The sequence below is a fragment of the Streptomyces sp. GESEQ-4 genome, assembly GCF_017948455.1.
Classification (GTDB): domain Bacteria; phylum Actinomycetota; class Actinomycetes; order Streptomycetales; family Streptomycetaceae; genus Streptomyces.
In genome coordinates, this window is record NZ_JAFFSU010000010.1 from 117,402 (window position 1) to 139,683 (window position 22,282).

Here is a 22,282-nt window from a genome sequence, read left to right on the forward strand (position 1 = left end):
CCGTACGCCGGACGTGTTCAGGTCAGTGTGCGGTGATCAGACGGCGAGCGCCTGGGCGCGGCGCTTCACCTCCGTGCCGCGGTTCTCACTCAGGGCCTGCGCGGGGGTGCCGGGCAGGCTCTCGTCGGGGGTGAAGAGCCACTCGAGCATCTCTTCGTCGGTGAAGCCGTCGTCCCGCAGGAGCGTCAGGGTCCCGGACAGGCCCTTGACCACCTTCTGCTCGGCCCCGTCGATGAAGGCGGCGGGGACGTGCAGCGCGCGGTTCTCCCCACGGCGTACGGCGATGAGCTGGCCGTCCTTGACCAGCTGCCGGACGCGGGTCACCTCGACATCGAGCATTTCCGCGATGTCGGGCAGGGTGAGCCAGGCGGGGACGAGAGCATCGATCTTTGCGTCAATCTCGGTCACGGGACAAGCGTGCCATCCCGGACTGACAGTCGGAAGCCAGACCCGTCCGACCTGCGCCGACGCGTTACGCCATGACGGTCGTCGCGCCCACCACGAACCCCCTTACGCCGTCGCCGTCTTCAGCGGCCGCGCCGGATCCGAGATCAGTACCGGGTTCATCTCCGCACCCGCCTCGATCAGCCGCCGCCCCTGGGCCAGGTCCCTGGGGCGGCCCACCGCCAGCAGGGCGATCAGGCGGTTCTCGCGGAGCCAGCACACCGTCCAGGACGGGCCGGAGGGGTCGCCGCGCCACAGGGTCGTGTCGGCGGACGCGTGGTGACCGGCGTACTGGACGAAGCGGCCGAACTGCTCCGACCAGAAGTACGGGACCGGGTCGTACACCGCGGGAGCCTCGCCGATGATGTTCGCCGCGACCGTGCGCGGCCCCTGGAGGGCGTTGTCCCAGTGGTGGACCAGCAGGCGCTCGCCATACCTTCCCGAAGGGAAGGAGGCGCAGTCGCCGACCGCGTAGACGTCCGGCACGGAGGTCTGCAGCCGGTCGTCGGCCACGACCTCGCCGTGCTTGCCCAGCTTGATGCCCGAACCGGCGAGCCAGGCGGTGGCGGGCCGGGCGCCGATGCCGACCACGACGGCGTCCGCGGGCAGCCGTGAGCCGTCGTCGAGGACGACCGTGCCGGGCTCGACGCGCTCCACGCGCGCGTGCGTCCGCAGCACCGCGCCGGTGTCGGCGTACCAGGCGGCCATCGGCGCGGCCACCTCGGCGGGCAGCGCTCCCGCGAGCGGCCGGTCGGCGGCCTCCACGACGGTCACCGCGCAGCCCGCCTCGCGCGCCGCCGTGGCGAACTCCGCGCCGATCCAGCCCGCACCGACGACCACGATGTCGTGCTGCCGGGCGAGCACCGGCCGCAGCCGCTCGGCGTCGTCCAGGGTGCGCAGCAGATGGACGCCGGGAACGCCCTCGGCGCCCGGCAGCGGGATCGGTTCCGCACCGGTGGCGAGGACCAGGACGTCGTACGGGACAGGCCCGGCCTCGGTGTCCAGCTCGTGTTCGGCGGGGCGCACACCCAGTACCTCGCGCCCCAGCTCCAGTTCGATGCCGAGCGCCTCGAAGTCCACGTCGAAGGCGGAGCCCTCGGCCTTGCCGAGCAGTACGGCCTTGGACAGCGGCGGCCGGTCGTACGGCTGGTGCGGCTCGGCGCCGATCAGCGTCACGGTGCCGGTGAAGCCCTGTTCGCGCAGGGCGACGGCCGTCTGCACCCCGGCCATGCCCGCACCGGCCACGACCACGCGCCGCGGCTGTGACGTGCCTCGTTGCTGCGTCTGCTCGCTCACCTGATCACCATAGACAACTGACGATCCGTCAGTCAGGGGGCGTGCTCCGTGACCTGCTCCACAACGCTGGTTCCGCTGCCCGCCTGCGACTCCCACTCCCAGGTCTCCGCCAGGCGCACCCGCCCGTCGGGAAGCTCGGTCACCGTCGACACGCAGTGTCCCGACGACGTCGTCCCGTCCCGCTTGAGCTGCACGTACCGGAAGTCCAACCGGTCACCTTCCCTGGTACCCACCAGATGCCCGCGTACGACGTCCCCGCCCGCGTACTCGGCCCAGATCTCGCCGGCCTTCTCGTGGTACGTGAACCGGGTGCGAGTACCCACCTGACCTGGGGCTTGATCGGCAACCGGGGCGAGGACGAGACCGTCGAGCGAGCGGGCCACAGGCGAAGGCTCCCTTACTGAGACATACGGCAGAGGGCTAGGGTGGCCAACGTAGAGCACTCGCGGGAGCCCGGACGCACCGGGCTGAGAGGGAGGCTGGCGGCCTCCGACCGTACGAACCTGATCCGGGTCATGCCGGCGAAGGGAGGGGCTGGACGCCCATGTCGCATACGTCCGACACAGCTACGTCCGACAACGCCACGTCCGACACCGCAGACGTCCTTGTCATCGGGGGCGGAATCATCGGACTCGTGACGGCATGGCGGGCCGCGCAGCGCGGGTTCGTCACGGCCGTCGTGGATCCCGAACCGGGCGGCGGAGCAGCGCAGGTGGCGGCCGGGATGCTGGCCGCCGTCACGGAACTGCACTACGGCGAGCAGACCCTGCTCGGTCTGAACCTCGCCTCGGCCCGCCGCTACCCGGACTTCGCGGCCGAACTCACCGAGCTGACCGGCCACGACCTCGGCTACCGCCAGTGCGGCACGCTCGCCGTCGCCCTGGACGCCGACGACCGCGCCCATCTGCGCGAACTGCACGCGCTGCAACGGGCGTCGGGGCTGGACTCCGAGTGGCTGTCCGGGCGGGAGTGCCGGCGTCTGGAGCCGATGCTCGCGCCGGGTGTGCGCGGCGGGCTGCGCGTCGACGGCGACCACCAGATCGACCCGCGGCGCCTCGCCGGTGCGCTGGTGGCCGCGTGCGAGCGGGCCGGAGTGGTCTTCCACCGGACCTGGGCCGAGCGGCTGTCGGTCGTACGGGAGCGGGCCGCCGGTGTCGTCACGCGCGACGGCGAGGCCGTGGGCGCGGGGCAGGTCGTCCTCGCCGCGGGCAGCCTGAGCGGGCGGCTCGCGGGCGTTCCGGAGGACGTACTGCCGCCCGTCCGGCCCGTGAAGGGGCAGGTGGTGCGGCTGACCGTGCCGGAGCGGTTCGCGCCGTTCCTGAGCCGGACCGTGCGCGCCATGGTCCGCGGCAGCCATGTCTACCTGGTGCCCCGCGCGAACGGCGAGCTGGTCATCGGCGCGACCAGCGAGGAGCTGGGCTGGGACACGACGGTGACGGCGGGCGGCGTCTACGAGCTGCTGCGCGACGCGCACGAGCTGGTCCCCGGTCTCACCGAGCTGCCGCTGACGGAGACCCGGGCCGGACTGCGCCCCGGCTCCCCCGACAACGCGCCGCTGCTCGGTCCGACGGACCTCCCCGGCCTCCTGCTGGCCACCGGCCACTACCGCAACGGCGTGCTGCTCACGCCGGTCACCGGCGACGCCATGGCCCACGCGCTGGCCACCGGTGAACTCCCGGACGAGGCCCGCCCCTTCACCCCGAAGCGCTTCGGCGCACTCACGGAGCTGCCCGCATGATCGTCTGGATCAACGGTGAGCGTCGGGAGGTCACCGACGGCACCGCCCTCGACACCCTCGTGAAGTCCCTCACCGCGGCGCCCTCCGGAGTGGCCGCCGCCCTGAACGAAACCGTCGTCCCGCGCGCGCAGTGGTCCGCCACGTCCCTCTCCGAGGGAGACCGCGTCGAAGTCCTCACGGCCGTCCAAGGAGGCTGACCATGGCTGACGATCCCTTTGTCATCGGCGGTACGGCCTTCTCGTCCCGTCTCATCATGGGTACGGGCGGTGCGCCCAGCCTGGAGGTCCTTGAGCGGGCGCTCGTCGCCTCCGGCACGGAGCTGACGACGGTCGCGATGCGGCGGGTGAACCCCGATGTGCACGGCTCGGTGCTGTCGGTGCTGGAGCGGCTCGGCATCCGGGTGCTGCCCAACACGGCGGGCTGTTTCACCGCCGGGGAAGCCGTCCTCACCGCCCGGCTGGCCCGGGAGGCCCTCGGCACCGACCTGGTGAAGCTGGAGGTCATCGCCGACGAGCGCACCCTGCTGCCCGACCCGATCGAGCTGCTTGAGGCTGCCGAGACGCTGGTGGACGACGGGTTCACGGTGCTGCCGTACACGAACGACGACCCGGTGCTGGCACGCAAGCTGGAGGACGCCGGCTGCGCCGCGATCATGCCGCTCGGCTCGCCCATCGGCTCCGGACTCGGTATCCGCAACCCGCACAACTTCCAGCTGATCGTGGAGCACGCGCGCGTGCCGGTGATTCTGGACGCGGGAGCCGGTACGGCGTCGGACGCGGCGCTGGCGATGGAGCTGGGGTGCGCCGGTGTGATGCTCGCCTCGGCGGTGACGCGGGCGCAGGAGCCGGCGCTGATGGCTGCCGCCATGAGGAGCGGGGTGGAGGCGGGGCGGCTGGCCTACCGGGCCGGGCGGATTCCGCGACGCCACTTCGCTCAGGCGTCCTCTCCGGCTCAGGGCATGGCACGGCTGGACCCCGAGCGCCCCGCCTTCTGATCCCGGACGTGCGACGTGCGTCACAGCTCGGCTGCAGTAGAGCCCCTATCACGACCGAAACGGCGGTTGTGTCAGCGGTGGATCGTAGACTCACCTGCGTGGATACGACCCTTCAGGACCCGTTGGTCGGGCAGGTGCTCGACGGCCGCTATCGCGTGGACGCGCGGATCGCCGTCGGCGGGATGGCCACGGTCTACCGGGCCGTGGACACCCGGCTCGACCGTGTCCTCGCCCTCAAGGTGATGCACCCCACACTCGCGGCCGACGGCTCCTTCGTGGAGCGGTTCATCCGCGAGGCGAAGTCCGTGGCGCGACTGGCTCATCCGAACGTGGTGCAGGTCTTCGACCAGGGGACCGACGGGTCGTACGTCTATCTGGCCATGGAGTACGTCGCGGGCTGCACGCTCCGTGACGTGCTGCGCGAGCGCGGGGCGCTCCAGCCGCGCGCCGCGTTCGACATCCTGGAGCCGGTGCTCGCCGCGCTGGGTGCCGCGCACCGCGCCGGGTTCGTGCACCGCGACATGAAGCCGGAGAACGTGCTGATAGGAGACGACGGCCGGGTCAAGGTCGCCGACTTCGGGCTGGTGCGGGCCGTGGACACGGTCACCAACACCACCGGCGCGGTCCTCGGCACGGTTTCCTATCTCGCCCCCGAGCAGATCGAGCACGGCACCACCGACCCGCGCGTCGACGTGTACGCGTGCGGCGTGATGCTCTACGAGATGCTGACGGGCGACCGGCCGCACCAGGGCGAGAATCCCGCGATCGTGCTCTACAAGCATCTGCACGAGGACGTACCGCCCCCGTCGGCCGCCGTCCCGGGGCTGCCGTACGAGCTGGACGCGCTGATGGCGTCGGCCACCGCCCGCAACCCCGACATCCGGCCGTACGACGCCGTGGCGCTGCTCGCCCACGCGCGCGAGACCCGCGGGGCGCTCAGCGCGGAGCAGCTGGACGCGGTGCCGCCACAGGCGATCGCGGCCGAGCATCTGAACGCGGACGACCGTACGAGCGTGATCCCGCGTGCGCTGACCCTCCCGGTGAACGAGGACGAGCCCGAGGTCCACCGCACGAGCCGCTTCCAGAGCCCGCCGCCCCTGCCGTCGCGCCGCTCCGCCGCGCCCCGGGGACGAATGTTCACGATCGTCGCGGCCGTCCTGCTGGTCTTCGGCGTGGGCGCCGGTATCTGGTACATCAACTCCGGCCAGTTCACCCGGGTCCCGGCGCTGGTGACGAAGACGGAGGCGCAGGCCCGCGACCGGCTGGAGTCGGCCGGTCTCGAGGTCGGCCAGGTCAAGCACGCCTACAGCGACACCGTGAAGCGCGGTTCGGTCATCAGCACCGATCCGGAGGTGGGCGACCGGATACGGCAGAACGACTCCGTGACACTCACCATCTCCGACGGCCCGCAGAACGTGAAGGTGCCCGATGTGGAGGGCTACCGGCTCGACCGGGCGCGGTCCGTGCTGAAGCAGGAAGGGCTGGCACCGGGCATGGTGACCCGGGAGTTCAGCGAGGACGTCGAGGCGGGCTTCGTGATCAGCACCGAGCCGGGCTCGGGCACCACCCGGCGCTCCGGCTCCGCGGTCGCGCTCACCGTCAGCAAGGGCAGCCCGGTGGAGGTCGCCGACGTCGCCGGCGCAAGCCTTCAGGACGCGAGGGCGGAGCTGGAGGAGGCCGGCCTGAAGGTGCGGGTCGCCGCCGAGCAGGTCACCTCGGAGTTCGACAAGGACCAGGTCGCACGCCAGTCCCCGGCCCCCGGCAGCGAGGCCGCCGAGGGCGACACGGTGACGCTGACGCTGTCCAAGGGCCCGGAGATGATCGAGGTCCCGGACGTGGTCGGCGACAGCGTCGACGAAGCCAAGGCCGCGCTGGAGGCCGCTGGCTTCCAAGTCGACGAGGACCGCGGTCTGCTCGGGCTGTTCGGCGACACCGTCAAGAAGCAGTCCGTGAAGGGTGGCAAGACGGCTCCCAAGGGGTCGACGATCACCATCCAGATCCGCTGACGGGACCCGCGAACAGAATGACCGGCAAGCAACCGCGCAACCCCGTCGGCGGGCATGTCCCCGTCGCCGGGGGCCTGAACTCCGTAGGCCTGACATACGCCCGTGACCTCAAGGCGGAGACCGTGCAGGTCTTCGTCGCCAACCCGCGCGGCTGGGCCACGCCCGTCGGAAACCCGCGGCAGGACGAGGAGTTCCGGGCGGCCTGCGCCGCCGAGTCGATCCCGGCGTACGTCCATGCCCCGTATCTGATCAACTTCGGTTCGCACACCGAGGCGACCGCGGAGAAGTCGGTGGAGTCCCTGCGGCACTCGCTGCGGCGCGGGCGGGAGATCGGGGCGCTGGGCGTGGTCGTGCACACGGGCAGCGCGACCGGCGGCCGGGACCGTGCCGTGGCGCTGAAGCAGGTACGCGAGTATCTGCTGCCGCTGCTGGACGAGCTGACCCACGACGACGACCCGTATCTGCTGCTGGAGTCGACGGCGGGCCAGGGTTCCTCGCTCTGCTCCCGCACCTGGGACTTCGGGCCGTACTTCGAGGCGCTGGACGCCCATCCGAAGCTGGGCGTCTGCCTGGACACCTGCCACATCTTCGCCGCCGGACACGACCTCACCGGCCCGAGCGGTATGCACCAGACGCTCGATCTGCTGGTGGACACGGTCGGCGAGGGCCGGCTGAAGCTGATCCACGCCAATGACTCCAAGGACGTGGTCGGCGCCCACAAGGACCGTCACGAGAACATCGGCGCCGGTCACATCGGCGAGGACCCGTTCCGCGCACTGATGACCCACCCCGCCACCGAGGGCGTCCCGCTGATCATCGAGACACCCGGCGGCAAGCAGGGGCACGCGGCGGACGTGGAGCGGCTGAAGAAACTCCGCGACGGTTAAGGCGCGCGCCGGATCAGTCCTCGGTCTCGAACAGGACGTGCGACGTGTCGACGAGGTGGACCACGAGCACGATCAGGAGACCGTCACTGATGACGTACTCGACTGCCATGGTGTGGGTCAGCGCGAGCGAGCGTGTGTTCTCGTCGCCGGAAATCGCCGCGGAAATCTTGGTGCGGGGGTCCTTGGCCAGTATGGCGAGCCCGCGCTGAAGCACCTCAAGGCGGTCGTCCGGAAGACTGTCGCGCACGCGCGCCGCAGCCTCCGAGAAGATCACGTTGAAGATGGCCATCCGGGGCTCCCTGCATGGTTGTCGTAGTAACCGGCAACGAGCTTACCGGCGCGGACGGCACCCCGGCGCCAGTCATGGTCATCGTGGATGCCGGGCTCGACGACGCGCTGTTCTGGTGGGTAGGTGCACCAGTACCACCACTGACCGGTACACCGGGAGAGCTCAGAGCTCGGGACCGTCCCCGGGCTCCTCCTGGTAGGAGTACCGCTGTTCCTTCCACGGATCGCCGAGGTTGTGATAGCCGCGCTCCTCCCAGAAGCCACGGCGGTCGGCTGTCATGTACTCCACCCCGCGCACCCATTTGGGGCCCTTCCAGGCGTAGAGGTGGGGGACGACGAGACGGAGCGGGAAGCCGTGCTCGGCGGTGAGGAGTTCGCCGTCCTTGTGGGTGGCGAAGATCGTGCGCTCGGCTGCGAAGTCCTCGAGGCGCAGGTTGGAGCTGAATCCGTACTCCGCCCACACCATCACATGCGTGACCTCGGGGGCGGGCGGGGCGATCTCGAGGATCGTACGGGCCGGAATCCCGCCCCATTCCGCGCCGAGCATGCTGAATTTCGTCACGCAGTGCAGATCGGCCAGGACGGTGGTGTACGGCAGGGCCGTGAACTCCTCATGGGTCCAGGAGTCCTTCTCGCCGTCCGCGGTCGCGCCGAAGACCCTGAACTCCCAGCGCTCGGGCCGGAACTTGGGGACGGGACCGTAGTGCGTGACCGGCCAGCCGCGCTGCACTCGCTGCCCCGGCGGAAGCTCCGGCTGTGCCGTTCCTCCAGATTCGCGCTCCACCGGCTGACCCATGTCTCCATCCTGACAGACCCGAGGCAGTGCACCTGACCGCCCTGGACCGTACATATCGGACTAAGCATGCCCTTACTTACTAAGTGAAGACTTACTGGACGATCTTCGTCGCCGGTGCAAGGATGCGGCGCAACCTGCCAGTTCCCCCGCTTGGAAGGAGCCTCTGCGATGCAGGGCGACCCCGAGGTTCTCGAGTTTCTGAACGAACAGCTCACCGGTGAGCTGACGGCGATCAACCAGTACTGGCTGCACTACCGGATCCAGGACAACAACGGCTGGACGAAGCTCGCCAAGTACACGCGTGAAGAGTCCATCGACGAGATGAAGCACGCGGACAAGATCACCGAGCGCATCCTCATGCTGGACGGCCTGCCCAACTACCAGCGGCTGTTCCATGTGCGGGTCGGCCAGAGCGTCACCGAGATGTTCCAGGCCGACCGGCAGGTGGAGGTCGAGGCGATCGACCGCCTCAAGCGGGGTATCGAGGTGATGCGCACCAAGGGCGACATCACGTCCGCGAACATCTTCGAGTCGATCCTCGAGGACGAGGAGCACCACATCGACTATCTGGACACGCAGCTGGCCCTCATCGACAAGCTCGGCGAGGCGCTGTACATCGCGCAGCAGATCGAGCAGCCCAGCTAGCAGCAGACCGAGCGGCCCGGCTACGCGGCTTCTTCCAGCTCTTCCAGCTCGGCGACGACCGGCTCACGTCGGTCGACCAGCTCACCGCGCGGGCAGGCACCCCTGCCCAGCAGTGCCTGGATCCGGCGGACGCACGACCCGCAGTCCGTGCCGGCCTTGCAGGCCGAGGCTATCTGGCGGGGGGTGCAGGCGCCGCCCTCCGCGTGCTTCTTCACCTGCGCCTCGGTCACGCCGAAGCAGTTGCAGACGTACACGCGGTTCACCTCCCGACGGGAATTCGTAAGGTCGTGCCGTCCCGATGATCGGTGAGGCTAACCTAACCTTACCCGTCGCACAGGCAGCCCAAAAGTGCTGTAGGGCGTGGATCGTATGTGATCCACGCCCTACTTCATGCCCCTGTAACAGGCGCTACCGTCACTGGTCCCTGTACATCTCGGCGACCAGGAAGGCCAGGTCGAGAGACTGGCTGCGGTTGAGGCGCGGGTCGCACGCCGTCTCGTAGCGCTGGTGCAGATCGTCGACGAAGATCTCGTCGCCGCCGCCCACGCACTCGGTGACGTCGTCGCCGGTGAGCTCGACGTGGATGCCGCCCGGGTGGGTGCCCAGGCCCTTGTGGACCTCGAAGAAGCCCTTGACCTCGTCGAGCACGTCGTCGAAGCGGCGGGTCTTGTGGCCGGAGGCGGCCTCGAAGGTGTTGCCGTGCATCGGGTCGGTCACCCAGGCCACCGTCGCACCCGACGCCGTGACCTTCTCCACCAGCTCCGGCAGCCGGTCGCGGATCTTGTCCGCGCCCATCCGCACGATGAAGGTCAGCCGGCCCGGCTCACGGTCGGGGTCCAAGCGCTCGATGTACTGCAGCGCCTCCTCGGCCGTCGTGGTCGGGCCGAGCTTGATGCCGATCGGGTTGCGGATCCTCGACGCGAACTCGATGTGCGCGCCGTCGAGCTGCCGGGTGCGCTCACCGACCCACACCATGTGCGCGGAGACGTCGTACAGCTGCCCGGTGCGCGAGTCCACGCGGGTCAGCGCCGACTCGTAGTCGAGCAGCAGTGCCTCGTGCGACGAGTAGAACTCGACCGTCTTGAACTCCTCCGGGTCCGCCCCGCAGGCGTGCATGAAGTTCAGCGCCTGGTCGATCTCGCGCGCCAGCTGCTCGTAGCGCTGGCCGGAGGGGGACGACTTCACGAAGTCCTGGTTCCAGGCGTGCACCTGGCGCAGATCCGCGTAGCCGCCGGTGGTGAAGGCGCGGACCAGGTTGAGCGTGGAGGCGGAGGCGTTGTACATCCGCTTCAGGCGCTCGGGGTCCGGGACGCGGGCGGCCTCGTTGAAGTCGAAGCCGTTGACCGAGTCGCCGCGGTACGTCGGCAGGGTCACGCCGTCACGGGTCTCGGTGTTCTTGGAGCGCGGCTTGGAGTACTGGCCGGCGATGCGGCCGACCTTCACCACGGGCACGGACGCGGCGTACGTCAGCACGGCGCCCATCTGGAGCAGGGTCTTGAGCTTGTTGCGGATCTGGTCCGCGGACACGCCGTCGAAGGCCTCGGCGCAGTCGCCGCCCTGGAGAAGGAACGCCTCTCCCTTGGCGACGGCCGCCATCCGGGCGCGCAGCTGGTCGCACTCGCCCGCGAAGACGAGCGGCGGATACGACTCGAGGTCCGCAACGACTGCGCGCAGAGCCTCAAGGTCGGGGTACTCGGGCTGCTGCGCCGCGGGCAGGTCTCGCCAGGTGTTGCCAGCGCTGGCGCTGGTCTTAGCGTTCACGGTCACGTCCTCAACATTACGGGGTCGTGTCGAGTGATTTTCGTGCGGCCCGACAGGTGAGACACCCGCACGCCAGGCGCACGTGGGGTACTCTGCGTCGCATGTTCGCGCATTCGACCCAGACCTGGTGGTGGACCGCTCATCCGGCGGCCCACTGACTGCGCGTACGCAACACTTCGCGAAGGCCGCCCGAGGGGCGGCCTTCGGTGTTTTCCGGCGCTGATGGTCGTCTCTCCTTCCGAGAGGGAACACGACCGATGAACCTGCTCGACCTGCTGGACGAACCCCGTCCCTTCGCCCTGCTGCGCCGCCGCACCCCGGGCCACGACCACGACACGGTCGAGGTCCTGCTCGGCCCGGTCGGCACGCACGACCGCCTCACCGACCTCCCCGAGCACGGCCTGGCGCTCGTCCCCTTCCGGCAGATCCGCGAGCGCGGCTTCGAGGTCCGCGACGACGGGACGCCCCTGTCGGTGCTGGTGCCGGAGGAGACGTACGAGATCCCGCTCGCCGAAGCTCTCGCCCAGCTCCCGGCGCACGAGGTACGGGTCGAGGACGGCGGCTTCGACGTGGCCGACGAGGAGTACGCGCGGATCGTGGGGCGGGTGCTGCACGAGGAGATCGGCGCGGGCGAGGGCGCCAACTTCGTCATCCGGCGGACGTACGAAGGTGAGATCCCGGGGTTCGGACGGGCCGACGCGCTGGCGCTGTTCCGGCGGCTCCTGGAGGGCGAGCGGGGCGCGTACTGGACGTTCGTCGTCGACACCGGGGACCGCACCCTGGTCGGCGCGAGCCCGGAGGTGCACGTCCGTATGTCCGGCGGCACGGTCGTCATGAACCCGATCAGTGGGACGTACCGCTACCCGGCCGAAGGCCCCACCCCCGAGCACCTGCTGGACTTCCTCGCCGACGGCAAGGAGATCGAGGAGCTGTCGATGGTCGTCGACGAGGAGCTCAAGATGATGTGCACGGTGGGCGACATGGGCGGGGTCGTCGTGGGGCCGCGGCTGAAGGAGATGGCCCATCTCGCCCACACCGAGTACGAGTTGCGCGGCCGTTCCTCGCTGGATGTGCGGGAGGTCCTGAAGGAGACCATGTTCGCGGCGACGGTGACGGGCTCGCCGGTGCAGAACGCCTGCCGGGTCATCGAGCGGCACGAGGTCGGCGGGCGGGGCTACTACGCGGGCGCGCTGGCCCTCCTCGGCAAGGACTCCGGCGGCGCCCAGACCCTCGACTCCCCCATCCTCATCCGCACCGCCGACATCGACGCCGACGGCCGGCTGCGGGTGCCGGTCGGCGCCACGCTCGTACGCGGTTCGGATCCGGCGAGCGAGGTCGCGGAGACCCACGCGAAGGCCGCGGGTGTGCTGACGGCTTTGGGCGTACGTCCATCCCGGCCGCGTGAGCGGCACGCGCGCGTGCGTCTCGCCGACGACCCACGCGTGCGTGCCGCGCTCGACGGGCGCCGGGCCTCGCTGGCGCCGTTCTGGCTGCGGATGCAGGAGCGCTCCGACGAACTCACCGGGCACGCCCTGGTCGTCGACGGGGAGGACACCTTCACGGCGATGCTCGCGCACGTGCTGCGGTCGTCGGGCCTCACCGTCACCGTCCGGCGTTACGACGAGCCGGGGCTGCGGGAAGCGGTGCTCGCGCACGAGGGACCGGTCGTGCTCGGCCCCGGCCCCGGTGACCCGTCCGACCTCACCGACCCCAAGATGAGCTTCCTGCGCTCCCTCACCGCCGAGGTGCTCCGCACCACCGCGAACGGCCACGGCGTGCTCGGCGTCTGCCTCGGGCACGAGCTGATCGCGGCCGAGTCGGGGCTGGAGATCGTACGGAAGGAAGTGCCGTACCAGGGGGCGCAGACGACGATCGACCTGTTCGGGCGGCCCGAGACGGTCGGCTTCTACAACAGCTTCGTGGCGCGCTGCGACGACGAGGCGCACGCGGAGCTGACCGAGCACGGCATCGAGGTCAGCCGGGCCGCGAACGGCGAGGTGCACGCGTTGCGCGGGCCCGGGTTCGCCTCCACCCAGTTCCATCCCGAGTCGGTGCTCACACTCGACGGCACGGGGGTCGTGGCGGAACTGCTCACTTCCGTGGTCGCGCTCGATCAGGCGTGACCGACGGCTCGGTGCCGGGGCCCGTACGCCCCGGCACCGAGCCGTCACTGTCAGCCGAAGAAGACCCCGACCTCCTCGTACAGCTTCGGGTCGACCGTCTTCAGCTTGGCCGTGGCCTCGGCGATCGGGACGCGGACGATGTCCGTGCCCCGCAGGGCGACCATCTTGCCGAAGTCGCCGTCGCGGACGGCCTCGATGGCGTGCAGGCCGAAGCGGGTGGCGAGCCAGCGGTCGAAGGCGCTGGGCGTGCCGCCGCGCTGGATATGGCCGAGGACGGTGGTGCGGGCCTCCTTGCCGGTGCGCTTCTCGATCTCCTTGGCCAGCCACTCGCCGACGCCGGACAGCCGCACATGGCCGAAGGAGTCGAGGGACTGGTCCTTGAGCACCATGTCGCCGTCCTTGGGCATGGCGCCCTCGGCGACGACCACGATCGGGGCGTACGACGCCTTGAAGCGGGACGTCACCCAGGCGCAGACCTGGTCGACGTCGAAGCGCTGCTCGGGGATGAGGATGACGTTGGCGCCGCCCGCGAGGCCTGAGTGGATGGCGATCCAGCCCGCGTGCCGGCCCATGACCTCGCAGACCAGGACGCGCATGTGGGACTCGGCGGTGGTGTGCAGGCGGTCGATGGCCTCCGTGGCGATGCTGACCGCGGTGTCGAAGCCGAAGGTGTAGTCGGTGGCGGACAGGTCGTTGTCGATGGTCTTCGGGACGCCGACGCACGGCATGCCGTACTCGTCGGACAGGCGCCCGGCGACGCCGAGGGTGTCCTCGCCGCCGATCACGATGAGCGCCTCGACGTCCTGCTTGGCGAGGTTCTCCTTGACGCGGCGGATGCCGTCTTCCTGCTTGAGCGGATTGGTCCGCGAGGAGCCGAGGATGGTGCCGCCGCGGGGCAGGATGCCGCGTACGGCGGGGATGTCCAGTCGTACGGTGTCGTTCTCGAGGGGACCGCGCCAGCCGTCCCGGAAGCCGACGAAGTCGTAGTGGTACTCCTGCACGCCCTTGCGGACGATCGCCCGGATGACGGCGTTGAGCCCGGGGCAGTCGCCGCCTCCGGTCAGTACTCCGACCCGCATGGAAATGTCCCTTCGCCGCGGTTGCCTGGTGAGGCAACGCTAATAGTGATCCAGGTCACCAAGGGATGGGTCGGAAGGGCAATTCCGGTGAATCAACGGGCGGTTGGTTTACTCGTCGTCAAGTCCGCGCTCTATGGCGTACCGCACGAGTTCCACGCGATTGTGCAGCTGGAGCTTGCCGAGGGTGTTCTGCACGTGGTTCTGCACCGTGCGGTGGGAGATGACGAGGCGCTCGGCGATCTGCTTGTAGCTCAGGCCCTTGGCGACCAGCCGCAGCACCTCGGTCTCCCGCTCGGTGAGCTGCGGGGCCTTGGGGTGCTCGGTGTCCGCGGCGGCGGGAACGGGCTCGGAGGCCAGCCGCCGGTACTCGCCGAGGACGAGTCCGGCGAGGCCCGGCGTGAACACCGGGTCGCCGACGGCCGTACGGCGCACCGCGTCGAGCAGTTCCTCGGTCGAGGCCGACTTCAGCAGATAGCCGGTCGCGCCCGACTTCACCGCCTCCAGCACGTCGGCGTGCTCACCGCTCGCGGACAGCACCAGGACGCGCAACGCCGGGTTGTGGCCGACGAGTTCCTTGCAGACCTGGACGCCCGGCTTGGCGGGGAGGTTGAGGTCGAGCACCAGGACGTCCGGCCCGGCGGCCTTAGCCCGTCGTACGGCCTGGTCGCCGTCGCCCGCGGTGGCCACCACGTCGAAGCCGGACTCGCCGAGGTCGCGGGCGACGGCGTCGCGCCACATCGGGTGGTCGTCGACCACCATCACCTTGATCGGGCCCTGCCGCTCGCTCATCGCGTCCCCCCTGGGATCTTCTTCTTCGGCATCTTCAGTTCGACTTCCGTGCCCTGCCCCGGCACCGAGATCAGCTCGGCGCTGCCACCGAGGTCCCGCAGCCGCCCTCGGATCGACAGGGCGACCCCGAGCCGCCCCTCCCCCTCTGCCTGCGCGAGCCGCCCCTCGGGGATGCCGGGCCCGTCGTCCCGTACGGTCACCACGACCTCGTCGGGCTCGTCCTCCACCAGGATCCAGGCCCGGGCGTCCTCCCCGGCATGCTTGCGTACGTTGTCCAGGGCGGCCCCCACGGCGGCGGCCAGCTCCTTCGCGGCGGGCGGCGGCAACGGCACGGGGGCGCCGGGCTCGGCGAGGCTGACGCGGGCGGCCGCGTAGGGGGCGAGCAGTGAACGCAGGTCCGCCGGCCCGTCCTCGTCCGGCTCTTCGACTGTTCGTACGACCGCCCCCTCGGCGGCGTCCTCCGACACCCGGGAGACGGGCACCATGCCGCCGGAGACCAGCGTGCGCAGCGCCACCTCCTGCTCGCCCGCCATCCGGCCCAGCTCGGCCGCCTCGCCGCCGAGCACCGAGCCGCGCCGCTGCACCATCGCCAGGACCTGGAGGACGCTGTCGTGGATGTCCCGGGCGAGCCGCTCCCGTTCGCGGGTGGCGGCCTCGATCTCCAGGGCGCGGGCGAGGGTGCGCTCGGAGGCGCGGGCGACCTCGACGACGTAGCCGATGGCGATGGAGGCGACCCAGACGAGGATCACGTTGTGGACGGTGTCGCGCGCGGGGGCGCCACGGTAGATCAGGTTGGCGACGGCGACCGGCGTGGAGGCGAAGACGGCCCAGCGCCAGCCGCCCTTGATGGCGAATGCGAGCACCGACCCGGCGGTCCATATCGACGGCAGCGTGGAGCCGCCGGCTTCGATCCGCTCGGTGCTGACGGCGACCCCGGTGAGCAGGATGCCGGTGAGCGCGATGGTGAGGTCGACGGCGAGGAACCGCTTGGTGCAGCTCGCCGCGTTCGCCACCCGGGGCAGGGTCGCAAACGTCCAGACGGAGAGCACGGCGTAGTACGCGATGGCCACCCAGGGGCGGGTGAACTCGTGGTAGGACGTGGCGAAAAGGCCGATCGCGTACAGGAGCGTCATGATCCGGTAGCCGGTGAGGGCACGCCACAGCGGCTGCTCGACCGACATCCGCATGACGCGCTCGCGCTTGGTCATATCCCCCACCCCCCTGAGTCCCGGACTGCCCTGCCTAGGACCCGGACTTCTCCTTCTCGGCCCGTTCCTTCTCTGCCTGCGCGAGTGCGGCCTTGGCCGCCTTCTCCGCTTCCTTCTCGGCCTTGACCGCCTCGGCGATCTGGCGCTTGGCGGCGGTCGCGTAGATGTCGACGTACTCCTGGCCGGAGAGCTTCATGATCTCGTACATGACCTCATCGGTCACCGCGCGTAGTACGAAGCGGTCGTGCTCCATGCCGCTGTAGCGGCTGAAGTCCAGCGGCTTGCCGATGCGGATGCCGGGGCGCATCAGCTTCGGCATCACCTTCCCCGGCGGCTGGATCTTCTCCGTGTCGATCATGGCGACCGGGATGACGGGTGCGCCGGACGCGAGCGCCACGCGCGCGAGGCCGCCGGGCTTGCCCCGGTAGAGGCGGCCGTCGGGCGAGCGCGTGCCCTCCGGGTAGATGCCGAACAGCTCACCGCGCTCCAGCACGTCGATGCCGCTCTTGATGGCGGCCTCGCCGGCGCCGCGCGCACCGGAGCGGTCCACCGGGAGCTGGCCGACGCCCTTGAAGAAGGCCGCGGTCATCCTGCCCTTGAGTCCGGGGGTGGTGAAGTACTCGGCCTTCGCGATGAAGGTGACCTTGCGGTCGAGGACCGCGGGCAGGAAGAACGAGTCCGAGAACGACAGGTGGTTGCTCGCCAGGATCGCGGGGCCCTCGGCGGGGATGTTCTCCAGGCCTTCCACCCACGGCCTGAAGGCGACCTTGAGCGGTCCCCCAACAGCGACCTTCATCGTGCCGTACAACAACCGAGTGCCTCCCGTGTCCGTCGATCAGACCTTAACCCGGCGCACTGTCAATGGACCCGACGGCCCTGGTCGGTGTCAGTGCGGTCGCGTACGGTGAAGCACACCGCCTTTCTCAGACACGCTCATCGACAGGAGACCCAAGGTGCCGCTCCTCCCTGGAGCCGAGCCGTTCCGCCACGAGGGCGGGGAGGTCGGCGTCCTCCTCTGCCACGGCTTCACCGGCTCGCCGCAGTCGCTGCGTCCCTGGGCGGGGTATCTCGCCGAGCGCGGCCTGACCGTCTCGCTGCCGCTGCTGCCCGGGCACGGCACTCGCTGGGAGGACATGCAGCTCACCGGCTGGCAGGACTGGTACGCGGAGGTGGACCGCGAGCTGCGCGCCCTGCGTGAGCGCTGCACGCAGGTGTTCGTCGCGGGCCTGTCCATGGGCGGCGCGCTGGCGCTGCGGCTGGCTGCCAAGCACGGGGACGCGATCAGCGGCGTCGTGGTCGTCAACCCGGCCAACAAGGTGCACGGCCTCACGGCGTACGCCCTTCCGGTGGCCCGCCATCTCGTCCGTACGACGAAGGGGATCGCCAGCGACATCGCCCTGCCCGGCAGCGCGGAGGTCGGGTACGACAAGGTGCCGCTGCATGCCGCGCACTCCCTGCGCCGGTTCTTCCAACTGGTCGACGGCGAACTTCCGCAGGTCACCCAGCCGATGCTGCTCCTGCGCAGCCCTCAGGACCATGTCGTGCCGCCCGCCGACTCCGCGCGGATCCTCAGCCGGGTCTCGTCGACGGACGTCCGGGAGATCCTGCTGGAACAGAGCTACCACGTGGCGACGTTGGACCACGATGCGGACCGGATCTTCGCGGAGAGCTTCGCGTTCATCGGCCGGCTCGCACCCAGTCTCGGCAAGGAAGGGACGGCCGCAGGTGGCTGAGCACGACTCCGACCGTGAGGACCGCGAGCCGGACGAGCAGGGCGTGCCCTTCGACGAGACCGCCGCCTGGGAGGCGATCGTCGCGGGGTACGGCGAGGAGCCGAAGGACCCGCCGGGTGCCAAGCCGTTCAAGTCCGTCGAGGACCTGGCGCTGCTGGAGCCGGAGACCAACGACGAGAGCGCCGAGGAGACCAAGGAATCCACGAAGGGCGCCACGAAAGGCTCCAAGGACAAGGACGGTGAGGACGAGGCGGCGAAGCCGTCCGAGCCGCTCGGCAGCTCCGTCTCCTTCGCGCCCGGCGTCGGCCCCCGGGACTACACCACGCCCGAGCCCTCCGAGGACGACTTCGAGGAGGACGACGAGGGCCACTTCGTACCGCCCGAGCCGCCGCCGCTCCCTGCCGCCGACGCCACCGCCAAGTTCGCCTGGCTCGGCGTCATCGGCGGTCCGCTCCTGCTGCTGCTCGCGGTCCTCCTCGGCTGGGAGATGACCTGGTGGCTGACCACGCTCGGCATCGGCGGCTTCGTCGGCGGCTTCGCCACGTTGGTGATGCGGATGCGGACGGACGACGAGGACGACGACGATCCCGGGCGGGGAGCGGTCGTTTAGCTTGCGGCGATTCTGAGGGCGGCCAGCACCGGCAGGTGATCTGTGGCCGCCCTCAGGTCTTCGTCGGTCACTCCGGGGTGGCCCACGGGTACACCGCAGCCCAGTACCTCGATGCCCTTCGTGGCGAAGATCGCGTCGATACGGCGGTGGGGTGCGTCGCGGGTCCAGGTGTGCTCGGCGCCCCAGGGGGCGGTGGACCGGCAGTCCTGGAGGGTGTCGGTGAGGCGGGTGAAGGCACGGCCTTCTGGACGTTCGTTGAGGTCACCGCCCGCGATCGCGTGGTCCACGTCCATGCCGGCGAGGCGGTCGAGGAGCATGCCGCTCTGGTCGTACCGCTCGTCCTTCTGGAGGCTGAGGTGGCAGCTGAGGACGCCGACGCGGGCGCCGCCGAAGCGGACGACGGCGGTGGCGAAGCCGCGGCGGTGCTGGCCGGGGATGAGCGGGAGGAGAACGTCCTCGGTCCGCTCGACGGTGGCTCGGAGGTCGCAGAGAATCGCGGGTCCGGCGGCGGTGGCTCCGCCGGTGAGGACGACGAGGTTCGCCGCGCGGGCCAGGCGGGCGAGTTTCTTGCGCCAGCGAAAAAAGCGGGGGGCTTCTTGGATCAGGACCAAGTCGGGGGCGCAGGCGGTGATGACGCGGGCGAGGGCGTCGGTGTCGTCGCGCATCGAGCGGATGTTGTAGCTCAGGACGCGGATGAGGGCGGAACCGTCCGGCTCGGTGCGGGAGTTGGGTAGCAGCGCCATGTGGATCAATTTACGCCCAATGGGTCGGGGCGCGGGGTTCGTGGGCGACTGCCGGTTCGTGGTGGCTGGTCGCGCAGTTCCCCGCGCCCCTTGGGGGCGTCACCAACCGCCCTCTTACATGATCGGGTCCGGCTCCCGCGCCAGGTCCGCCGCGCCCACCAGCCCCGCCTTGTTGCCCAGCTGTGCCGCGATCACGTCCGCCACCGGGCGCCAGTTGCCGCCTACCAGCCAGCGCTTGTAGGACTTGCGGATGGGGTCGAGGACGAGTTCGCCCTCGTCGGAGAGGCCGCCGCCGACGATGAAGGCGGAGGGGTCGAAGAGGGAGGCGAGGTCGGCGAGGCCGGCGCCGGCCCAGCGGGCGAGTTCGCGGTAGGAGTCGACGGCGACGGGGTCGCCCTGGCGGGCGGCCATGGAGATGTGCTTGCCCTCGATGCCGTCGGGGGTGCCGTCGCCCATGCCCAGCAGGAGCTCGGCGTTCTCAGGGGTGGCGTTGGCGCGCTGCTTGGCGTACCTCACCAGGGCGCGGCCGGAGGCGTACTGCTCCCAGCAGCCCTGTGAGCCGCAGCCGCAGAGCAGGCCGTCCGGGACCATGCGGATGTGGCCGAACTCGGCGGCGACGCCGAAGTGGCCGCGGCGCAGCTTGTTGCCGATGATGATGCCGCCGCCGAGGCCGGTGCCGAGGGTGATGCAGATGACGTTGCGGTGGCCCTTGCCCGCGCCGAACTTGTACTCGCCCCAGGCGGCCGCGTTGGCGTCGTTCTCGACTACGACCGGGAGACCCACGCGGGCCTCGACCTTCTCCTTCAGCGGCTCGTTGCGCCAGTGGATGTTGGGGGCGAAGTAGACCTCGGAGCGCTGACGGTTGACGTATCCGGCGGCACCGATGCCCACGCCGACGATGTCGTGCCCGGCGCGCGCACCCTCCACGGCAGCGGCGATGGCGTCCACGATGCCTTCGGGCGTGCCCGGGGTCGGCACCTTGTGGGTCGAGAGGATGTTGCCTTCCTCGTCGACCACACCGGCCGCGATCTTCGTGCCGCCGATATCGACGCCGATGGTGAGTCCCATGAATCCCTCAGTTTCGGTCGAGCCCCGCTACGGCCAACCGTACCCGAGGGCCTGCCGCCAGGTTCCCGTCGTCCGCCCGTAGGGCGGGCCTGGAGGGGCCTGGTGCGTGCAGCTGCAAGGCGGAGGAGGGAGTCATGGCGGAGCCATGGCGAGTGACGACAACGCAGCAGATGTGCGTGCCAGGCCCCTCCAGGCAGGCGGGAACCTGGCGGCAGGCCCTCAAGGGGGGCGTCAGTCCAAGTCGATCCGCTGGCCGGGGCCGGTGCCCTCGTCGGGGTCGTCGGGGTCGTCCCGGTCGGGGGACTCGTTCAGTTCGTCCATGCGGCCGGTCCAGCGTTGTTCCTGGGCCTGGACGGCGGAGCGGTAGGCGGCGAGGAGTTCGTTGCCGGCTGCCGCGAGGTGGTCGAAGACGTCCGGGTTGCGCTCGATCACGGGCTCCACCGCGGCCTTGGCCTGCTGGACGACCTGGCGCACCACCTGCTCGGCGGCGGGTCCTGCGACCGCGCCGAACAGTGGTGACTGCAGACCGGACAGCTTGTCCGCGACGGTGTCGACGAGCTTGCGCAGTTCCTCGGCGGCCGAACCCGGAGGCGGGCCGTAGGCGGTGCGGCGGCGGGCCTTCTCCGCCGCGAGATCCTCGGCACACGCTGTCGCCCAGGCGTCGGCGTCGGTCGCGCGTACCTCGTCGACAGCTTCCCGCTCGGCGGTCTCGTACTTCTCGAGCTTCTCCTGAGCGGGGTCGGACGCGGGGCGCTCTTCGCTCATGGCGGACTCTCCTGACTACGGTTCGTCTCTACGACGTTACCCGAACGGGCGTACCGGTTTCACCGGGTCCGGGGCCATAGATCGGGGTCCGGCACGCATCGGATGCGCAGCTCGCCGTCGCGCAGGGCGGCGCCGTCGACGGTGCAGCGGCGCAGGGCGGACGGCAGCGGGAGGATACGCCGGAACTGCCCTGCGGTGACGACGAGTTCGTCGCCGCGCCGGACGAGGTCCAGGTCGTCCCGCTGGGCGCCGGGCAGCGGGATGTGCCAGACGAGGACCCGGCTGCCGCCGTCGTCGGCGAGCCGGTCGGTGACCGGCCACTCGACGGTGGAGGGGCGTGTGTTGACACCGGGGACGGTGAGGGCGGTGAGGTCGTCGCTGCCGCGCGGGTCCCGTCCCAGATGGGCGACGTTATGGATCTCGTACGACCCCTCCCACTCCTCCAGCGCCTTGCGCTGCTGGGCGACGGGGCCGGCGAGCCAGTCGTCGGCGGCGGTGTCGGGCAGGACGCGGTTGGCGACGAGGACGTCGGGGCGCAGGCCGCGCAGGGCGAGGGCGAGGGCGGCGGTGCGTACGGCGTCGGCGCCGCTCGGACCGGGCTCGGCGACCAGTCGTACGACGGTGTTCCGGTCGGCGACGACGGCCTCGACGGCGGCCAGCTCGGTGTCCCAGCGGGCGGCGGTCTCGTACAGCCACTCCGCGGGCAGCGGGACCCCGGCGAGCCGCCCCAGCACGGGGCGCAGGGCGCGGGCCGCCTGCCGTTCGGGCGGGAGGAGGCGGCGCAGGTAGCGGCGGAGTTCCTCGGGCAGCGAGAGGAGGGCCAGGGCGTCGGGGACGGCCGGGAGGTCTACGACGAGCAGTTCGTGCGCCTCCGCGAGCGCGGCGTCCCGCAGGGCACGCAGCAGCGTGAGCTCTTCGGCGCCGGGGAGGGGGGTGACTTCCTCCGGGTCCAGCCGTGAGGCGCCGAGCAGGTCGATGGCCGCGGTCGCGCGTTCCTGGAAGGCGGCGAGGTCGTCCCGGAACGCGCCGGCGGCGTCCGGTCGCCAGGCGGTCAGGTGCGGGGCGACGCGGTTCGGGGCCGGACCGACGCTCGCTCCCAGGGCAGCCCCGAGCGTGTCCGTCCGATCGCCGCTCAGCACCAGCGTCTCGATGCCGTCGCGGGCGGCGGCGAGTGCGGTGGCGGCGGCGACGGTCGTACGGCCGCTGCCGCCCGGGCCGGTGATCAGGATGGTGCGCATGGGTTCGAACCGTAACGGACGTGACGCCCAGCCCTCGTATCAAGGTGCCCGGCGCTGGTGCGGGCCGGGGG

General features: G+C 70.7%; 25 protein-coding genes and 1 riboswitch. Of the genes, 10 read left to right on the forward strand and 15 right to left on the reverse strand.

What is annotated here, in order from left to right:
- Positions 1-36 precede the first annotated feature (36 nt).
- The 3 genes from KCH48_RS20735 to KCH48_RS20745 form a co-directional block, all read right to left on the reverse strand.
- Positions 37-408 (reverse strand): Rv2175c family DNA-binding protein, encoded by a 372-nt coding sequence (locus KCH48_RS20735; protein WP_058925820.1) that lies wholly within the window; start codon positions 406-408, stop codon positions 37-39.
- A 102-nt stretch (positions 409-510) separates the two neighbouring features.
- Positions 511-1,740 (reverse strand): NAD(P)/FAD-dependent oxidoreductase, encoded by a 1,230-nt coding sequence (locus tag KCH48_RS20740; RefSeq protein WP_210576148.1) that lies wholly within the window; start codon positions 1,738-1,740, stop codon positions 511-513.
- A gap of 32 nt (positions 1,741-1,772) precedes the next feature.
- Positions 1,773-2,123 carry a hypothetical protein gene (locus KCH48_RS20745; RefSeq protein WP_210576149.1) on the reverse strand — a complete coding sequence of 117 codons (351 nt, stop codon included), beginning with the start codon at positions 2,121-2,123 and terminating at the stop codon, positions 1,773-1,775.
- A 52-nt stretch (positions 2,124-2,175) separates the two neighbouring features.
- A riboswitch (TPP riboswitch) is annotated at positions 2,176-2,287 on the forward strand.
- Here KCH48_RS20745 and thiO point away from each other — a divergent pair.
- The 5 genes from thiO (at position 2,285) to KCH48_RS20770 (ending at position 7,365) form a co-directional block, all read left to right on the forward strand.
- Positions 2,285-3,478: a glycine oxidase ThiO gene (gene thiO, locus KCH48_RS20750; RefSeq protein ID WP_210576150.1), complete on the forward strand. Its 1,194-nt coding sequence runs from the start codon at positions 2,285-2,287 to the stop codon at positions 3,476-3,478. Its footprint overlaps the riboswitch before it by 3 nt.
- Entirely contained in the window at positions 3,475-3,675 is a 201-nt protein-coding gene (gene thiS / locus KCH48_RS20755) for a sulfur carrier protein ThiS (RefSeq protein ID WP_210576151.1), read from the forward strand. Before thiO ends, thiS begins: the two co-directional genes overlap by 4 nt.
- Before the next feature lie 2 nt (positions 3,676-3,677).
- The gene (locus KCH48_RS20760) at positions 3,678-4,472 is read left to right on the forward strand and encodes a thiazole synthase (RefSeq protein WP_210576152.1); all 795 of its coding nucleotides are present in this window, start codon (positions 3,678-3,680) and stop codon (positions 4,470-4,472) included.
- A gap of 98 nt (positions 4,473-4,570) precedes the next feature.
- A complete protein-coding gene (gene pknB, locus KCH48_RS20765) occupies positions 4,571-6,478 on the forward strand; it encodes a Stk1 family PASTA domain-containing Ser/Thr kinase (RefSeq protein WP_210576153.1) in 1,908 nt (635 codons plus the stop codon).
- Positions 6,479-6,495: 17 nt separating this feature from the next.
- The gene (locus KCH48_RS20770) at positions 6,496-7,365 is read left to right on the forward strand and encodes a deoxyribonuclease IV (RefSeq protein WP_210576154.1); all 870 of its coding nucleotides are present in this window, start codon (positions 6,496-6,498) and stop codon (positions 7,363-7,365) included.
- 13 nt (positions 7,366-7,378) lie between these two features.
- On the opposite strand, the gene KCH48_RS20775 is transcribed toward KCH48_RS20770, so the two are convergent.
- Complete coding sequence (locus KCH48_RS20775) at positions 7,379-7,654, reverse strand: hypothetical protein (protein WP_210576155.1); 276 nt, start codon at positions 7,652-7,654, stop codon at positions 7,379-7,381.
- A gap of 162 nt (positions 7,655-7,816) precedes the next feature.
- The gene (locus KCH48_RS20780; RefSeq protein WP_210576156.1) at positions 7,817-8,449 is read right to left on the reverse strand and encodes a sulfite oxidase-like oxidoreductase; all 633 of its coding nucleotides are present in this window, start codon (positions 8,447-8,449) and stop codon (positions 7,817-7,819) included.
- A gap of 168 nt (positions 8,450-8,617) precedes the next feature.
- Between KCH48_RS20780 and bfr the strand changes: the two genes are divergently transcribed.
- The gene (gene bfr, locus KCH48_RS20785; RefSeq protein WP_210576157.1) at positions 8,618-9,094 is read left to right on the forward strand and encodes a bacterioferritin; all 477 of its coding nucleotides are present in this window, start codon (positions 8,618-8,620) and stop codon (positions 9,092-9,094) included.
- Positions 9,095-9,114: 20 nt separating this feature from the next.
- Here bfr and KCH48_RS20790 read toward each other — a convergent pair whose 3' ends face one another.
- Positions 9,115-9,357, reverse strand: a complete 243-nt coding sequence (locus KCH48_RS20790) for a bacterioferritin-associated ferredoxin (protein ID WP_210576158.1) — start codon at positions 9,355-9,357, stop codon at positions 9,115-9,117.
- A gap of 151 nt (positions 9,358-9,508) precedes the next feature.
- Positions 9,509-10,861: a class II 3-deoxy-7-phosphoheptulonate synthase gene (locus tag KCH48_RS20795; RefSeq protein ID WP_210576159.1), complete on the reverse strand. Its 1,353-nt coding sequence runs from the start codon at positions 10,859-10,861 to the stop codon at positions 9,509-9,511.
- A 95-nt stretch (positions 10,862-10,956) separates the two neighbouring features.
- Between KCH48_RS20795 and KCH48_RS43425 the strand changes: the two genes are divergently transcribed.
- Both KCH48_RS43425 and KCH48_RS20805 read left to right on the forward strand, forming a co-directional pair.
- Positions 10,957-11,013, forward strand: coding sequence for a trp operon leader peptide (locus tag KCH48_RS43425; RefSeq protein ID WP_073723848.1), 57 nt, complete (start codon positions 10,957-10,959; stop codon positions 11,011-11,013).
- 99 nt (positions 11,014-11,112) lie between these two features.
- Positions 11,113-12,978 (forward strand): anthranilate synthase family protein, encoded by a 1,866-nt coding sequence (locus tag KCH48_RS20805; protein WP_210576161.1) that lies wholly within the window; start codon positions 11,113-11,115, stop codon positions 12,976-12,978.
- A 50-nt stretch (positions 12,979-13,028) separates the two neighbouring features.
- On the opposite strand, the gene KCH48_RS20810 is transcribed toward KCH48_RS20805, so the two are convergent.
- From KCH48_RS20810 to KCH48_RS20825, 4 genes are all read right to left on the reverse strand, one after another.
- Positions 13,029-14,057 (reverse strand): 6-phosphofructokinase, encoded by a 1,029-nt coding sequence (locus KCH48_RS20810; protein WP_210576162.1) that lies wholly within the window; start codon positions 14,055-14,057, stop codon positions 13,029-13,031.
- A gap of 108 nt (positions 14,058-14,165) precedes the next feature.
- The gene (locus KCH48_RS20815; protein WP_210576163.1) at positions 14,166-14,846 is read right to left on the reverse strand and encodes a response regulator transcription factor; all 681 of its coding nucleotides are present in this window, start codon (positions 14,844-14,846) and stop codon (positions 14,166-14,168) included.
- Positions 14,843-16,054, reverse strand: a complete 1,212-nt coding sequence (gene macS / locus KCH48_RS20820; protein ID WP_210576164.1) for a MacS family sensor histidine kinase — start codon at positions 16,052-16,054, stop codon at positions 14,843-14,845. Before macS ends, KCH48_RS20815 begins: the two co-directional genes overlap by 4 nt.
- Positions 16,055-16,088: 34 nt before the next feature.
- Complete coding sequence (locus tag KCH48_RS20825; protein ID WP_210576309.1) at positions 16,089-16,850, reverse strand: 1-acyl-sn-glycerol-3-phosphate acyltransferase; 762 nt, start codon at positions 16,848-16,850, stop codon at positions 16,089-16,091.
- A 157-nt stretch (positions 16,851-17,007) separates the two neighbouring features.
- On the opposite strand from KCH48_RS20825, the gene KCH48_RS20830 reads away from it, so the two are divergent.
- Positions 17,008-17,787, forward strand: a complete 780-nt coding sequence (locus tag KCH48_RS20830; protein WP_210576165.1) for a carboxylesterase — start codon at positions 17,008-17,010, stop codon at positions 17,785-17,787.
- The gene (locus KCH48_RS20835) at positions 17,780-18,397 is read left to right on the forward strand and encodes a hypothetical protein (protein ID WP_210576166.1); all 618 of its coding nucleotides are present in this window, start codon (positions 17,780-17,782) and stop codon (positions 18,395-18,397) included. The genes KCH48_RS20830 and KCH48_RS20835 overlap by 8 nt, the downstream gene beginning before the upstream one ends.
- Here the strand turns inward: KCH48_RS20835 and KCH48_RS20840 are convergent.
- The 4 genes from KCH48_RS20840 to KCH48_RS20855 form a co-directional block, all read right to left on the reverse strand.
- Entirely contained in the window at positions 18,394-19,140 is a 747-nt protein-coding gene (locus tag KCH48_RS20840; RefSeq protein ID WP_210576167.1) for an endonuclease/exonuclease/phosphatase family protein, read from the reverse strand. The genes KCH48_RS20835 and KCH48_RS20840 overlap by 4 nt on opposite strands.
- Positions 19,141-19,254: 114 nt before the next feature.
- Entirely contained in the window at positions 19,255-20,208 is a 954-nt protein-coding gene (locus KCH48_RS20845; RefSeq protein ID WP_210576168.1) for an ROK family glucokinase, read from the reverse strand.
- A 231-nt stretch (positions 20,209-20,439) separates the two neighbouring features.
- Positions 20,440-20,973, reverse strand: a complete 534-nt coding sequence (locus tag KCH48_RS20850; protein ID WP_210576169.1) for a DUF5304 domain-containing protein — start codon at positions 20,971-20,973, stop codon at positions 20,440-20,442.
- A gap of 59 nt (positions 20,974-21,032) precedes the next feature.
- Positions 21,033-22,211, reverse strand: coding sequence for an ArsA family ATPase (locus KCH48_RS20855; protein WP_210576170.1), 1,179 nt, complete (start codon positions 22,209-22,211; stop codon positions 21,033-21,035).
- Between the last annotated feature and the right edge of the window lie 71 nt (positions 22,212-22,282).

What these genes read in the sequence shown, in the direction of transcription:
- thiO (WP_210576150.1), top strand. Translation starts at nt 2,285, where the DNA reads ATGTCGCATACGTCCGACACAGCTACGTCCGACAACGCCACGTCCGAC.
- thiS (WP_210576151.1), top strand. Translation starts at nt 3,475, where the DNA reads ATGATCGTCTGGATCAACGGTGAGCGTCGGGAGGTCACCGACGGCACC.
- KCH48_RS20760 (WP_210576152.1), top strand. Translation starts at nt 3,678, where the DNA reads ATGGCTGACGATCCCTTTGTCATCGGCGGTACGGCCTTCTCGTCCCGT.
- KCH48_RS20770 (WP_210576154.1), top strand. Translation starts at nt 6,496, where the DNA reads ATGACCGGCAAGCAACCGCGCAACCCCGTCGGCGGGCATGTCCCCGTC.
- KCH48_RS20775 (WP_210576155.1), bottom strand. Translation starts at nt 7,654, where the DNA reads ATGGCCATCTTCAACGTGATCTTCTCGGAGGCTGCGGCGCGCGTGCGC.
- KCH48_RS20780 (WP_210576156.1), bottom strand. Translation starts at nt 8,449, where the DNA reads ATGGGTCAGCCGGTGGAGCGCGAATCTGGAGGAACGGCACAGCCGGAG.
- bfr (WP_210576157.1), top strand. Translation starts at nt 8,618, where the DNA reads ATGCAGGGCGACCCCGAGGTTCTCGAGTTTCTGAACGAACAGCTCACC.
- KCH48_RS20805 (WP_210576161.1), top strand. Translation starts at nt 11,113, where the DNA reads ATGAACCTGCTCGACCTGCTGGACGAACCCCGTCCCTTCGCCCTGCTG.
- KCH48_RS20810 (WP_210576162.1), bottom strand. Translation starts at nt 14,057, where the DNA reads ATGCGGGTCGGAGTACTGACCGGAGGCGGCGACTGCCCCGGGCTCAAC.
- KCH48_RS20815 (WP_210576163.1), bottom strand. Translation starts at nt 14,846, where the DNA reads ATGAGCGAGCGGCAGGGCCCGATCAAGGTGATGGTGGTCGACGACCAC.
- macS (WP_210576164.1), bottom strand. Translation starts at nt 16,054, where the DNA reads ATGACCAAGCGCGAGCGCGTCATGCGGATGTCGGTCGAGCAGCCGCTG.
- KCH48_RS20825 (WP_210576309.1), bottom strand. Translation starts at nt 16,850, where the DNA reads ATGAAGGTCGCTGTTGGGGGACCGCTCAAGGTCGCCTTCAGGCCGTGG.
- KCH48_RS20840 (WP_210576167.1), bottom strand. Translation starts at nt 19,140, where the DNA reads ATGGCGCTGCTACCCAACTCCCGCACCGAGCCGGACGGTTCCGCCCTC.
- KCH48_RS20845 (WP_210576168.1), bottom strand. Translation starts at nt 20,208, where the DNA reads ATGGGACTCACCATCGGCGTCGATATCGGCGGCACGAAGATCGCGGCC.
- KCH48_RS20850 (WP_210576169.1), bottom strand. Translation starts at nt 20,973, where the DNA reads ATGAGCGAAGAGCGCCCCGCGTCCGACCCCGCTCAGGAGAAGCTCGAG.
- KCH48_RS20855 (WP_210576170.1), bottom strand. Translation starts at nt 22,211, where the DNA reads ATGCGCACCATCCTGATCACCGGCCCGGGCGGCAGCGGCCGTACGACC.